12 protein-coding genes are annotated in these 13686 nt (G+C 58.5%); 4 read left to right on the top strand and 8 right to left on the bottom strand.

Annotation, left to right across the window (positions count from 1 at the left end; translation table 11 throughout):
• Window positions 1-13: 13 nt before the first annotated feature.
• Window positions 14-1120: an S-methyl-5-thioribose-1-phosphate isomerase gene (gene mtnA / locus ABLO27_RS19250; protein ID WP_353034813.1), complete on the bottom strand. Its 1107-nt coding sequence runs from the start codon at window positions 1118-1120 to the stop codon at window positions 14-16.
• Between the two features lie 227 nt (window positions 1121-1347).
• Here mtnA and ABLO27_RS19245 point away from each other — a divergent pair, with 227 nt between their 5' ends.
• Complete coding sequence (locus ABLO27_RS19245; RefSeq protein ID WP_353034812.1) at window positions 1348-1929, top strand: hypothetical protein; 582 nt, start codon at window positions 1348-1350, stop codon at window positions 1927-1929.
• 126 nt (window positions 1930-2055) lie between these two features.
• On the opposite strand, the gene ABLO27_RS19240 is transcribed toward ABLO27_RS19245, so the two are convergent.
• Together ABLO27_RS19240 and ABLO27_RS19235 are read right to left on the bottom strand one after the other, a co-directional pair.
• Window positions 2056-2982, bottom strand: a complete 927-nt coding sequence (locus tag ABLO27_RS19240; RefSeq protein ID WP_353034810.1) for a metallophosphoesterase family protein — start codon at window positions 2980-2982, stop codon at window positions 2056-2058.
• A gap of 81 nt (window positions 2983-3063) precedes the next feature.
• Window positions 3064-3189, bottom strand: a complete 126-nt coding sequence (locus tag ABLO27_RS19235) for a hypothetical protein (protein WP_353034808.1) — start codon at window positions 3187-3189, stop codon at window positions 3064-3066.
• Between the two features lie 372 nt (window positions 3190-3561).
• On the opposite strand from ABLO27_RS19235, the gene ABLO27_RS19230 reads away from it, so the two are divergent.
• A complete protein-coding gene (locus ABLO27_RS19230; RefSeq protein WP_353034806.1) occupies window positions 3562-4002 on the top strand; it encodes an NUDIX domain-containing protein in 441 nt (146 codons plus the stop codon).
• A gap of 27 nt (window positions 4003-4029) precedes the next feature.
• Here ABLO27_RS19230 and ABLO27_RS19225 read toward each other — a convergent pair whose 3' ends face one another.
• A complete protein-coding gene (locus ABLO27_RS19225; protein ID WP_353034804.1) occupies window positions 4030-5004 on the bottom strand; it encodes a glutathione S-transferase family protein in 975 nt (324 codons plus the stop codon).
• A gap of 371 nt (window positions 5005-5375) precedes the next feature.
• On the opposite strand from ABLO27_RS19225, the gene ABLO27_RS19220 reads away from it, so the two are divergent.
• Window positions 5376-5873 carry a GNAT family N-acetyltransferase gene (locus ABLO27_RS19220; protein WP_353034802.1) on the top strand — a complete coding sequence of 166 codons (498 nt, stop codon included), beginning with the start codon at window positions 5376-5378 and terminating at the stop codon, window positions 5871-5873.
• Between the two features lie 3 nt (window positions 5874-5876).
• Here ABLO27_RS19220 and ABLO27_RS19215 read toward each other — a convergent pair whose 3' ends face one another.
• From ABLO27_RS19215 to ABLO27_RS19200, 4 genes are read right to left on the bottom strand one after another with little or no spacing between them, the layout of a single operon-like run.
• Window positions 5877-7952, bottom strand: coding sequence for a hypothetical protein (locus ABLO27_RS19215; protein ID WP_353035074.1), 2076 nt, complete (start codon window positions 7950-7952; stop codon window positions 5877-5879).
• An 8-nt stretch (window positions 7953-7960) separates the two neighbouring features.
• Window positions 7961-10780 (bottom strand): DUF4159 domain-containing protein, encoded by a 2820-nt coding sequence (locus tag ABLO27_RS19210; protein WP_353034801.1) that lies wholly within the window; start codon window positions 10778-10780, stop codon window positions 7961-7963.
• Between the two features lie 3 nt (window positions 10781-10783).
• Window positions 10784-11707, bottom strand: a complete 924-nt coding sequence (locus ABLO27_RS19205; RefSeq protein WP_353034799.1) for a DUF58 domain-containing protein — start codon at window positions 11705-11707, stop codon at window positions 10784-10786.
• Between the two features lie 30 nt (window positions 11708-11737).
• On the bottom strand, window positions 11738-12757 hold the full coding sequence (locus ABLO27_RS19200) for an AAA family ATPase (protein ID WP_353034797.1): 1020 nt from the start codon (window positions 12755-12757) through the stop codon (window positions 11738-11740).
• 284 nt (window positions 12758-13041) lie between these two features.
• Between ABLO27_RS19200 and ABLO27_RS19195 the strand changes: the two genes are divergently transcribed.
• Window positions 13042-13650, top strand: a complete 609-nt coding sequence (locus ABLO27_RS19195; RefSeq protein ID WP_353034795.1) for a DUF1285 domain-containing protein — start codon at window positions 13042-13044, stop codon at window positions 13648-13650.
• Window positions 13651-13686 lie beyond the last annotated feature (36 nt).

Below are 13686 nucleotides of genomic sequence, written 5' to 3'. Positions count from 1 at the left end.
GCGGCTTTCTCGGTCAAGCACTCAGCTTTAAACGTTCCGGGAACGCTTCCGCGATCGCCTGCCGATTGGGCTTGAGCACTCCGCGCTCGGTTATCAGACCGGTGACCAGGCGGGCGGGAGTGACATCAAAGGCCGGGTTGCTGACCTCTGACCCTTCCGCCACGATATCGATGGTTTCGATGGCTCCACTGCGAGAGCGGCCTGTCATGTGACGGACTTCGTCACCACTGCGCTCTTCAATCGGTATCTCACGAACACCGTCCGACAGCGAAAAGTCGATGGTTGGGGAGGGAAGGGCGACATAGAAGGGAACGTTGGTGTCCTTCGCGGCCAGGGCCTTCAAATAGGTGCCGATCTTGTTGCAGACATCGCCGGTGGCCGTCGTGCGGTCCGTACCGGTGATGACCATATCCACTTCGCCATGCTGCATCAGGTGACCGCCGGCATTGTCGACAATCACGGTATGCGGGACACCATGATGACCAAGCTCCCAGGCGGTCAGGAAAGCGCCCTGGTTACGCGGACGGGTTTCGTCAACCCAGACATGAACCGGAATGCCGCCGTCGTGTGACATGTAGATGGGGGCCGTCGCCGTTCCCCAGTCCACGGTTGCGAGCCAGCCGGCGTTGCAATGGGTGAGGATATTGACCGGTTCTCCTTCGCGCTTGGTGCGTGCGATGGCTGCGATCAATTCCATGCCATGCATTCCGATGGCCATGTTGATGGCGATGTCCTCGTCGCAAATCTCATTGGCCAGGGTAAATGCGGCCGCGGCACGATAGGCCGGGGCGACCTGGATAAGGCTTTTGCGCGCCCGGTCCAGCGCCCAGTGGAGATTGACCGCAGTGGGGCGCGTTTCCAGAAGAGCAGAGCACGCCGCGTGCAGAGCTTCGTCGGAAGAATCCGCGCGCATGGCCAGAGCCACACCGTAAGCTGCGGTCGCACCTATCAGCGGGGCGCCACGCACCTGCATGACACGGATCGCGTGGGCTGCATCTTCCATGGTGTGAAGCTTTGCGATTTCGAAGGCGTAGGGGAATTTGGTCTGGTCGATGATCTCGACACTGGCGCCGTCTTTTGCAAGCCAGATGGTGCGATATTTCTTTCCGTCTACATTCATCACGAGGTCTCCCGAAAGGCGGCGACATGCGTTTGCATAAACCATGATTACGGCGCAAACCAGCGCGTTGGCTGGCTTCAGGGTTAAAAATCCATTAAGCTTTATTAACCAAGTTTGAATGATTGCCAGTGGATAGCCAGCTGTAGCGGCCAAGAGGCAGTTTCACGCCGGTGGGAGTTGGTTAAGACTCGATTCACCAAAGGCATAAGAACGGAGTCGGGCCCCTAATGTCTGAAATGCAGGATAACGTTGTACCACATACGCGCATGCGCTCCCTGCGCGATGCAATCCGCAAGGTTCAGCTCGGTGAAGTTGAACGCTCGGACGTGGTGGTTGAGTTGCAGGACACCGAACGGGCCCGTCTGGACATGCTTGCCGATGAACTGAAGGACGTTTTCAAGGAGATTCCTGAAGACGATGATCAGTTTTCGCTGCAGATCATTGCCGGTTCGACGCCGCGTCTGTGGATCGACGCGACCGGCCACGTGGCCGTGGGCGGCGACCGTCGCACATACCGGTTCCTGAAGGACACACGTTTGGGGCGCGTGGTCATTCTGGAAACCGCGAACATCGACGACATGGCCGACTGCCTGACCGAATACATCGCCGAGCGTGTTCTTGAGCGGGAAAAGGCCCTGGAGGGCGACTGGCTCAACAATCGGCTGCGTCAGGTCGCACTGGATTCCCAGGTCGTTCGGGTCAAGGAAAGCAAGACCCCATGGCTCGCCGTTGCAGGCGCTTTCGGGATCGGCATTGCGGCTGGCATTATAGGCCTGATCGCCTTTGCCTGGTTCGCCAATCCGCTTTGAAGCCAGTCCCGTAGTTTGGATGAAACAAAGGCAGGGCGCTTTATATGTACCTGCCTCTCGTTGTTGTGTCTCAAGTTACCTGCCGCACCACCGGCGATGTCATGACCGCGTCGGCGAAAAGCAGCCTCACACCTTTGGAATGACAACATCCCGTTGATGCATGAGGGTGACCGGCGCATTCGGGGCTTCGAAACCGTGCTCTTCCATGTGGCAGTTCCAGCCGTCGCCGGTCTTGTCGATCTTGAAGAGATTGTATCTTGCCGCTGGTTTCTTGCCGCCGGGAGCGCTGGTTGCCGAGGGAACGCCAACGACTGGCACCGGCCCGTTGGGGCCTTCGATTTCCTCGAAGCTGTCTATGTGGGTGTGTCCATGGAGAATGAGCTCCGCACCAGCTCGCTTGACCACTGTGCGCACCCTTGAGGCATCTGAAAGCCGTTTGTGCCACTTGGTCGCCTGTTTGAATGGCGGATGATGAAGCATCACAACGCGGAAGAGACCTTCCTCGCCAAGCTCATCAAGGATCGTTCTCAAACGCTTGCTCTGCTCACTGCCGACCCGGCCCGTTGCAAACCACGGACCACTGGCGCGACCGGTGGTAACGCCGATCAAGGCAACGTCGCCTCGTTTGCGCACATATGGGAATGTCGCCTCCGAGCGGGTGTCCACGGAGGGTGCGCTGTCAGCTTCGTCGGCGCACATGTATGGCCACCAGGCTGTTCTGGCCTTCCTGACGGCACCCGGCACATAGGCATCATGATTTCCCGGAACCACCGAGATATTTTCAGGAGCGCCCATATCTTCCAACCAAGTGCGCGCGCCCTCGATTTCAAGGGGAAGAGCGATATTGACCAGATCGCCAGTGACCGCAATGTGGTCGGGCGCCTTGGCTTTCATGTCATCGACCAGCTGCTCCAGATAGTTGGCGCCCATGATCTTGGAGCGGTTACGCTGCCAGTTCAGGTAGCCGAGAATGCGCTTGGAGAAAAGCTGGATGAGCTTCGGGTCCGGCAGGGGACCAAGGTGCGGGTCGGATAGATGCGCAAGTGTGAACATGAGGGCGCATCTTCAAATCAAAAAGCGCCGCGTCAAGAAAAAACGCGGCGCTTGAAAAGCGGAACACAAGTTTTTAAGCGATCAGGCCTTGGCCTTCACCTTCTTGTTGGCAACCGGCTCTTGCTTGGTTGCCTTGGGCGCAGTGTCTTCTGCGGAGCGCGTAGTTTCGCGCAGCGTCGCACCAACAACATTCACAAACCCGAACATTTCGTTTCTCCGCTTTTGCTCGAACCGAACCTTAGTTGGTCGGGAAAGTTGTCAGGGAAGCAGCCACACGCGGGTTGCTCAGGTCGATAGCCGGCTTCCACTGGTAGTTAGAAGTGCGGCGGCGGCGTTTTCCAAACAGAGCGTTCAACATCGGTTTTTCCTTTCATAAGAAAGGCAGGCAACGTGTCTGCCTTCGAAATCATCATGTTGCACGATATATAGGCACGAGCTGGTAAAAGGAGGAGCGTTATTCTAGCGTAGCTGCCCTGCAGGGAATGCATGGGTTAACAAAGGCCTTCCGCAAGGAATGACAGTCTAATTCAAGAGATGCTTAAGTTCTTTTCATTGCTGCCGCGACATTGGACCAAGCGATTGATCCAGAGTGCGGGGTTGATCCGCAATCCCTACACGTTGGGTGTCAGGGTGATCGTTGAAGATGATCGTCAGCAGGTGTTGCTGGTGCGTCATAGCTATCTTCCCGGATGGTATTTGCCGGGTGGTGGCGTCGAGCGGGGTGAGACCCTTGACGAAGCAGCGTGCAGGGAAGTCAGCGAGGAGGCAGGCATTGCCGCCGAGGGGTCTCCGGTCCTGCTCAACATGTATCTGAACGAAGAGGCGACAGGTCGTGACCATGTCGGCCTGTTTCACCTTGCTGCATGGCGGCAGGCGGAGAATTTCCTGAAACCAAACGCCGAAGTCGTCGAATCTGGTTTCTTCGCCCTTGAGCAACTGCCGCAGGAGCTTAGCGCGGCGACAGGTCGCCGCCTGCTTGAATTCCGTTCCGGGTTTTTTCCGGCGGGCGGCAAGTGGTGAAACTGCCGCCCGGACCAGGAATTCAGATCACGCGGCAGCCTGCAGCCGATCCCGATCATGAGGCCTTTCGAAATCGAGGTCTGGCCCGACCGGAATGATCCTGGTCGGGTTAACGCTCTCATGCGAGCCGTAATAATGCTGTTTGATGGTTTCCATATCGACCGTGTCCGCAACGCCCGGCACCTGATAAAGTTCGCGCAGATAGTTTGACAGGTTCGGATAGTCTTCGATCCGGCGGATGTTGCACTTGAAGTGACCGACATAGACAGCGTCAAACCGGATCAGTGTTGTGAACAGTCGCCAGTCGGCTTCTGTCAATCGATCGCCGGTGAGGTAGCGCTGTTCGGACAACAGACTTTCAAGAATGTCCAGGGTTTCGAACAAGGCAAGCACCGCCTCTTCATAGGCTTCCTGGGTCGTCGCAAAGCCGGCCTTGTAAACGCCGTTGTTCACCGTGTGATAAATGCGTTCATTGATCGCTTCGATCGCAGGTCGCAGATCTTCAGAATAGAAGTCCAGGTTTGATCCGGTCAGTCCGTTGAATGCAGAATTGAACATCCGGATAATCTCCGAAGATTCATTGCTCACGATGGTCTCCCGGTGCTTGTCCCAGAGAATCGGGACGGTTGCGCGGCCGGTGTAGTGCGGGTCTGCCTTTGCATAAATGTTCCAGGCATATTTCGCCCCTGCGACCGGTTCGGTCTCAGGAAATTCCCAGCCGTTCTCAAGCATCAGGGGTTGCACCGCCGACAGGGAAATCATGTCTTCCAGGCCCTTCAGGCTCCTGAAAATCATCGTGCGGTGCGCCCATGGGCAGGCATAGGACACGAACAGATGGTAGCGGCCAGCCTCGGCCTTGAAGCCGTCCGTGCCACTTGGTCCGGCGGAACCATCCGAAGTGATCCAGTTTCTGAAGGACGCATCCTTGCGGACAAAGCGTCCGCCGGTAGACTTCGTTTCGTACCAAACGTCTTTCCAGACACCGTCGACCAGCAATCCCATGATGCGCTCCCTTGATAAGATACCAAGTAGGTTGTGCGTGGAGCAGGAAAATCAATCAACTGAATGCTCTGTTCGCGATTTCTGAACAATCTCAAGCGGACGGAGAATGGAAAAAAGCACTGGACCGGACCCGGATTGCGTGGTAACCGCTTTGCCTCACAAATGAGCTGCTGGCGAGCGACGTGTTTGCCAGTGTTGATGACGAGACAGGATTCCATGACCTCAGGTCTGACACTCCGACGACGAACCAGCCGACGAGAAAGCTCTCGTCCGCACCGTCGCGGCTGACCTGATCCCGGATACTCTTCAACTTTCATCTGGGCTGCTGGCAGGCGCGCTTTTCCATAAGATCGCTTGTTAGGAACTGCCACATGAAACAGACCACATGGGTCATCCGGCTCGAAGACACCTCCGACGATACCGTAATTGAGGACCTCCAGGCCGAAGCATTCGGACCGGGTAGATTTGCACGGACGGCGTTTCGCATTCGGGAAAACGTTCCGCACCGGGCGGACCTGTCCTTTGTCGGACTTGCAGGTCCCAGGATTGCCGGTTCCATCAGGCTGTCACCTATCTTGATTGGTGAAACGGAAGCATTGCTTCTTGGTCCGCTGACTGTCTCGCCAGAATTCAAGAACCGTGGTCTTGGCAAAGCGCTCTTGAGGACCGCAATGGATGCTGCAGAAAACGCAGGTGACAAGGTGGTGCTGCTTGTCGGGGATGCGCCTTATTACAGTCCATTTGGATTTCAGCAGGTTCCATTCGGGCAGATAACCTTGCCCGGGCCGGTTGACCCGGCACGGTTGCTGGTCGCTCTGCTGAACAACGGTGCAATGCCGACGGGGGCGGTTCACGGCGGTGCTTTGTGAGAACTACCGCCCCTCGCGGTACCACGTCACGCAAAGCGCTCCGAGCAGCAGGGCAAGGCCGAGCAGGCCGATCATCAGAGGATAGCGATCCACCCCGTTCAGAACGCTGGCCTCGGTCGTCTTGAGACCGATCCAGCCATTGCCCGCGTAGCTGGCAGATTGGCGCATGGAGACCACGCGCGGGACATCCAGATCGCCGCCGACATCCCTGACGCGCTGCGTTTCGCCACCTGTTGCGTCGCTGATCGGCGCCAGAACCTCGGTGGTGGACAAAACGTCTGTATATTCGCGCGGGTTTTGCGGACCGACATGAATGAGCGCACTCATCTCACCATCTGTTACCGAATGAAGACCTGTTTCAGTCACCGGCATGCCACCGCGCCAGAGACCGGGATCCTGTTCGCTCATGCCGATTTCTGTCCGATCCCCGGTCGGGGAAATGACGGTTACTTCTCCAACTTCCTCGCCAAGCGTCTGGCGCTCAACGACAAGCTCGGGCCCACGCAGGGACACATTGAGGGCTTCTTCTTCAAGGTCGGGCTCCTGCATGAGCCAGTGTGCAAGCCTGCGCAGGAGCGGGACGTGAGGACCGCCACCTTCAAAACCTCTTGCCCATAGCCAGACATGGTCCGACAGCAGCATGGCCACTCGGCCTTCGCCTTCACGGTTCAGCACCAGAAGCGGAGTGTCGCTGGGGCCGGACATCAGTTCATGACCGGCATCGAGTTCCGTGTCGACCACCCGGAACCAGCGGCTCCAATCCGGAGGGTCCTGTTCCGATCCCGGCAGACCTCTGGTGACGGGATGGCGTTCGCCAAGTCTTGCAAGGGTGGCGTGGAACGGCTGTTCGAGAATGGCGCCTGTCGGACGCGCCGGTAGAATTGGGGCAAGTGGCGTGCGGTAGAGGCTACCCGTTTCTGCATAGTCAGGACCACCGGCCAGCAACACTGCTCCGCCATCGCGAACGTAGCGGGCGATGTTGTCAAAGTAGAGCATTGGCAGAACGCCGCGGCGGACATAACGGTCGAAAATGATCAGGTCGAATTCGTCTATCTTGACCGAAAACAGTTCGCGGGTCGGAAAGGCGATCAGCGAGAGCTGATTGATCGGCGTGCCGTCCTGCTTTTCAGGCGGACGCAAAATCGTGAAATGCACCAGGTCAACCGAAGCGTCCGATTTGAGGAGATTGCGCCAGGTGCGCTCGCCTGCGTGAGGGGAGCCTGAAACCAGCAGAACCCGGAGATTTTCGCGAATTCCGTCAATCGTGACCACGGCGCGATTGTTCAAGGTGGTGAGCTCGTCGGTGAGCGCATCGGCCTCGAATTCGAAGATATTGTCGCCGCCATGGGCAATCTCGACAGGAATGTCGATCTTTTCGCCTGTTCGTGCGACCCGCTCGCTGACGACATCTCCATCGCGTTTGATCGTCAGGCGGACCTGATCGCCAGGACCGGTGCCCTGACCCTGGTCAACCACAGTCAGGCTGACGGTCTGTTCCGAACCGACCAGACCAAATCTCGGTGCTTTCTCCAGCACAATGCGTCGGTCGCGCTCGTCTGCGGTGCCCGTGATCAGGCCATGTACAGGAGCATCGAACCCCAGCGCTCCGGCATTTTCCGGAATGTCGTGGATCTGGCCATCAGTCACGATAATAGCCCCGCCGACGCGTTCGGGCGGTACGTCCGCAAGTCCGTTGGTCAAGGTCTGGAAAATTTCGGTGCCATTGCCCGTCCCGGAATTACGTGATTCCAGAACACGCAGATCAAACCCTTTCAGCGCCTGAACCCGGTTCTGGATTTCCAGCGCTGCCTCGTCTGTTGTGGATTCACGGTCCGCGAGACGCTGGCTCTGGCTCTTGTCGATAACCAGTGCAACAATGCTTGAAAGCGGTTCCCGGTCCTCACGCTCAATGGCTGGATTGGCAAGCGCCAGCAGCAGGAGAGCCATTGTGGTGGCGCGCAGAGCCCAGCCACGCAGCCGCAGGAAACCCGTCAGACCGGCCAGAAGAACGGCGACGGTTGCACCGGCGATGAGTGCCCAAAGGGGAAGCAAGGGATCAAAGGAGAGGGACCAGACCATCATTGCTCCTATTGTCCGAGGCGCTCAAGCAACGCGGGGATGTGCACCTGGTCGGCCTTGTAGTTGCCGGTCAGGCTGTACATGACGATGTTCACTCCGGATCTGAAGGCGTAGTCCCGCTGGACGGGATTGTTCGGCACCGTTGGATACATGAACTCGCCGCTGTCAGCGATGGCCCATGCGGCCGCGAAGTCATTGCCGGTGATCAGGATCGGGGACACGCCGTCACCTGCACGCACCGGGCGATCGCCGCGCGCTGCAATTTCCTCAAGGCTTTCCACCCATAAGGGGCTGGTCGCATACCGGCCGGGGAAAGAATCCAGCAGGTAGAAGGCTTTTGTCAGCACGTGATCGGGTGGCACCGGCTCGAGCGGCGGCACGTCCAGATCCTCGAGAATTTCCCGAAGCTTAAGGGTCGCCGGGGTGGAGGCAAAGCTGTTTGCAGACGCGTTTATGTGGTCACGCGTGTCGAACAGGATCGTGCCGCCGTTTCGCATGAAGGTGTCGATGCGGGCCATCGTTTGATTGCTGGGTTTGTCCGACGCAGGGTCGATTGGCCAGTACAGCAGAGAATAGAAGGCCAGTTCATCCCTCGTGATGTCGACTGCAATCGGGGGGCCGGGTTCCAGGGCGGTGCGTTCTGCCAGGAAGCGGGTCAACCCGGCAAGGCCAGCGGCACTGGCATCGTCAATCTCCGGATTTCCGGTGATGACATAGGCCAGTCTGGTCTCGAGGGCCGATTCAAGTGCCTGCAAGTCGGGAGATGTCGATTGAGCTGCAGCGGGACCAGGGCCCGTCGCAATCAGAAAGGAACCTGCCAGCATGAACGCGGCGGCGAAGCTTGCGGTTTTGCTGCGCATTCCGATCCTGCTCAATCCGCCCGCAAGGAGGAATACGGCGATAGCATCGACCAGAAGAAGGATGAACGCGAGGGTGAAAAACACCGACCTCAGATCAAAGGGATCTGTGGCCGGATAGGCAGCTTTCGAAACATTTTCGCCGAGTGCGGTCAGGTCCAAAGGCAAGAGTTCGTCATCCTCCAGCATTAGGTTCAAGGCGCGAAACCCGTCTTCGGTCCCGTAAAGGCCAGGTGGCGTCCGGCGGCTGGCAGCGGCGTCCCGGAACTCCGTTGCACTCACCGGAGTGACTTCCACGGGTGGAGGACCGAAGCGCCCGTAGCCATCCAGCAGCCGCAAGGGTGGCAACACACTTTGGGACTGGTTGCTGTCGGTTGGTGTTTCTGCAGCCGCGGCTACGTTGGAGACGGAAAGGATCCGTCGCAACATGTTCAGAAAGACGCCGGAGAGTGGCAGATTGGACCAGGACGAATCCGCCGTGACATGGAAAAGGACCACGCTGCCGGCTCCAATCGGAGCGGCTGTTACAAGCGGGGTGCCGTCTTCCAGCATCGCCCAGGTTCGCTCGGGAAGGTCGGAGGTTGGTTCGGCGAGAACCTGCCGTGTAACCATGACTTCCTTCGGCACTTTCAGGCCGGCAAAAGGTGAGTCTTCCGGGAAGTCTGCCAGATGTTGCGGTTGCTTCCAGGACAGAGATCCGCCCAGGGAACGGTCGCCGGCACGCAGGTGCACGGGTATCAGGTCGTCGCTTCCACCTGCAGTCCGCGGACCGGCAAAGCGAACCAGAGTTCCGCCATTTTCGATCCATTCGCGCAAAACATCAGTTGTCGTGTCGGGCAGGCGACCAACATCGGCCAGCACCAGCACCGAGATACCCTGATCGATCAGCGCAGGAACCGCTTCATCGATGTCGTTGTCTCTGGGACGCCGGATATCCGAGAACGGCGCAAGCGCACGTTCAAGATAATAGACCGGAGACAGAAGTGGTTGATCGAGGTCCCCGGATTGACCGGAAATCAGGCCGACGGTGCGACGGCGCCAGCTGTCATCGACCAGTTGCACCGCGCCCGCGGCAGCTTCCCCTGCAATTTCGACGCGGGCGATATCGTTCCTCAGTTCGCTCGGCAGGTCGAAACGGGCAGTGGTCTCGGTGTCACCGGCATCAAACGTTGCCTGAACTTCACCAAGCACCAGTCCCTTCAGGTCAAGGGCCTGAACCGTCGCGGCGCTGAGTTGCTTTTCAGGATGTCGAACAACCGTCAGCGAAAGCGCGTCGGCGTCGTTTGCAAGATCTTTCAGTCCCATGGGCGTATCAAGACCCGAGAGGACGGTCACCGGGATGTCGCCAATGATCGAGGACAGGTCTGTCAGGAAAGCACCTTCGGTGTTGGTATCGTCCGAGAGCCATACGACGGCTCCAGGCGTGTTTTCCTGAGCGGCCTTGCGCAGACCCAGGCTCAGTTCGTTGCGCTGTGGTGGATAGGGGCGGGGCTCCAGAGCCCATAATTTTTCAAGGGCTGTTGCCGCCGCTTCCGGTGTCAGGCTTTGAGCCGGACCTTCAGCTGTTGCTGCAAACAGGACAGGCCTGCCTGATTGTTCGGCTGCTGTCAGAAGCTGCTCTGCCGTTCGGACTTGCGTGTCCCAGCCTTTTGATGAAGTCCAGCCATTGTCGACCAGAAGCCAGAGAACACCATCGCCGGTCTGCACCGGTTCCGAGGCGCGCCAGACGGGACCGGCAAGTGCGATTATCAACAGCGCGGCCAGAAGAAGCCGCAGCAATGTCAGCCACCACGGGCTTCTTTGCGGTGTTTCCTCGTGCTGGTCGATATCGAGAAGCAAGCGTGTAGGGGGAAAGGTGATCTCGCGCGGACGGGGAGGCGTTAACCGCAACAGCCACCAGATGACCGGCAGCAAGGCGAGTGCCGCCAGAATCCAGGGAGCCGTAAAAGTCAGGGGCAGGCCTGCAAACACGGGTCAGACGCCTCCTCTTTGCATGACGTCCAAAGCACCGGACAACGCGCTGTGCAACACCAGGAGCGGTTCCGAAGCCGGACGGTCCGTATGATGAAGAACATAAGTCCATCCGGCTTTTCTTGCCATGTCTCTTATTTCAGCGCGATGAGCTTCCAGTTTGTTCTGATAGTCTTCACGCCAGTTCTCGGCGCGGCCCGCGGTCAGGCGGGTACCAAGCTCAGGGTCGGTGAATTCCACCCTTCCATCAAATGGAAACGTCTCTTCGATCGGATCGAGGACCTGAACGAGATGGCCTCTTGCCCCGGTGCTGGCAACACGGGCGATCCAGGCTGCAATCTCGTCAAGTGGGTCCAGAAAGTCCGAAACCAGAACAATATCCGCAAAGCGCTTTACCGAGATCGTATCCGGCAGAGCAATCGGCCGGGACAGATGTGCAAGGGCATCCGCAAGCCTTTCAGCGGCGCGTCGATCGGAAAAGGGGCGGGTCAGGCCCGGGAGCCCGATACGTTCACCTGTTTCAGCAAGCATATCCGCGAGCGCCAGCATCAGGACGATGGAGCGGTCTCGCTTGGTCACGTCTGAAAGACGCGAGCGGAATACCATGGATGAGGAAAGATCGGCCCAAAGCCAGACTGTGTGGGCGGCTTCCCATTCGCGTTCGCGCACATAGAGATGATCGTCGCGGGCCGACCGGCGCCAATCGATGCGTTTGGCGGGCTCGCCCATGTTGAACGGACGGAACTGCCAGAAGCTTTCACCCGGTCCCGCGCGGCGTCGGCCGTGCCAGCCGGCAATGATGGAGCTGGCGACGTGGCTCGCCTCGACCAGCAGGTCCGGCAGCGCATCGGCAACCGACCTGGCTTCGCCGATGACGTTCGGCCAGGTGTCCTGGTCAATGCCTGACTTTGTGTTCCGGGGATCCATTCAGGGCGGGCTCCAGTGGTCCGTTGACAATCAGGCGATTGAATCTTTTACCCGACGGATCACATCGCGAACCGTGTGGCCGTCGGCCCGGGCGGCGAAGGTCAGGGCCATCCTGTGCTGCAATACCGGCTCGGCAAGCGCCAGAACGTCATCGATTGACGGGGCCAGCCGGCCATCCACTAGGGCACGGGCACGGACCGTCAGCATCAGGGCCTGGCTGGCGCGGGGACCTGGTCCCCATGCGATCAGCTTGGTGATGTCCGATGCCTCGGCTTCGTCATCGGGTCTGGCGGAGCGCACCAGTTTCAGGATCGCTTCGACCACGGTCTCTCCCACAGGCATGCGCCGGACCAGCTGCTGGTAGTCCATCAGCTCCTCGGCGCTCATGGCAACCTGTGCCTGGGCCTGTTCGGCGCCCGTGGTCTCCAGGAGGATGCGCCGTTCCGCCTCAAGATCGGGATAATGGACGTCGATCTGCATCAGGAACCGGTCGAGCTGGGCTTCCGGCAGCGGGTAGGTGCCTTCCTGTTCGAGCGGGTTCTGTGTTGCCAGAACGTGAAACGGGCGCGGCAGGTCATGGGGATGACCGGCGACGGTCACATGATATTCCTGCATGGCCTGAAGAAGCGCGGACTGGGTGCGTGGGCTGGCCCGGTTGATTTCGTCGGCCATCAGAAGCTGGGAAAATACCGGTCCTGGAATGAAGCGGAAGGAACGTCCGCCATCGGCACTTTGCTCCATGACCTCGGCGCCGAGGATATCGGAAGGCATCAGATCGGGAGTGAACTGGATCCGGCGTGCGTCCAGCCCCAGAACGGTGCCCAGCGTTTCCACCAGCTTTGTTTTTGCAAGTCCCGGGACCCCGACCAGCAGTCCGTGCCCGCCGGCCAGGATCGTCACGAGCGACTGCTCGACCACGGTTTCCTGTCCGAAGATGATCCGCGCGATATCGGCTTTCGCATCGGAAATTCGTGCGACGGCTCGCTCCGCGTTTTGCGCGACGGCGGCAATGTCTTCTTCGGAAGGGTTCGAGGGGGAAACAACGCTCATGAATCACCTTTCCCGTAATATTTGCCTTCTGTCTCAGTCGTTTGGCAGAAGGCCTTTTCGCCAGATACCTTGGTTGCTGCGACTCAGGCAGTCTGACACCATATAATTTGGTAGATAAGGCGCAATTGTGCGCCATACAGTGGAATCGTCCAAGATTCTTTCGCAGGTTTGGGGATAAGGTGGCTCTCCCGGGCGATAAAATTCGGCGCATCACAATTGGATGAAGCTTCGGATTGGTAAAAATCCGGGGGGATGAAGTTGAATATTCTGGAGTGAATTGGTTCATGGCGGCGGGATCGGCAGACATCGGAAAAAACATGCCGGAAGGTCTGAAGGCGTTGATGAGCCGGGCGAATGCCTCCGACTGGTCTCCCCCACCGGTCGACAAGTGGAACCCACCGTTTTGCGGCGATCTCGACATCAGGATCGCCCGTGACGGAACGTGGTCCTACCAGGGTTCTCCGATCAACAGGGAAGCGCTTGTGAAGCTGTTTGCGTCCGTTTTGCGCAAGGATGATGATGGAAAGCACTATCTTGTCACTCCGGTCGAGAAGGTTGGCATCACCGTGGACGATGCGCCTCTCCTGGCAGTGGAGATGGCAGTTTCCGGTACGGGCGAAAACCAGGTTCTGACGGTCAGGACAAATCTCGGTGATCTGGTTGCAATGGGTGAAGATCATCCGCTTAGGTTCGAAAAGGAACAAGGCAGCGATGGCCTGAAGCCATATGTTCAGGTCCGGGGAAGGCTTGAGGCGAGATTTACTCGCGCGTTGACCTATCAGCTGGCGGACATGCTGGACGAACATGAGGGAACGAATGGTCCGGAATTGGGAGTATGGAGCGGTGGCCGGTATTTTTCGATCGATCCGGATTTGTTGATACTCTCCGAATGACTATTTGAGATCAGGACCAGAAACCAAATTCGAACG

This window comes from Roseibium sp. SCP15 (assembly GCF_040329435.1).
In the GTDB taxonomy this organism is placed as follows: Bacteria; Pseudomonadota; Alphaproteobacteria; order Rhizobiales; family Stappiaceae; genus Roseibium.
The sequence above is the reverse complement of the archived record's forward strand: the minus strand, read 5'-3'. Positions and strand labels throughout refer to the sequence as shown.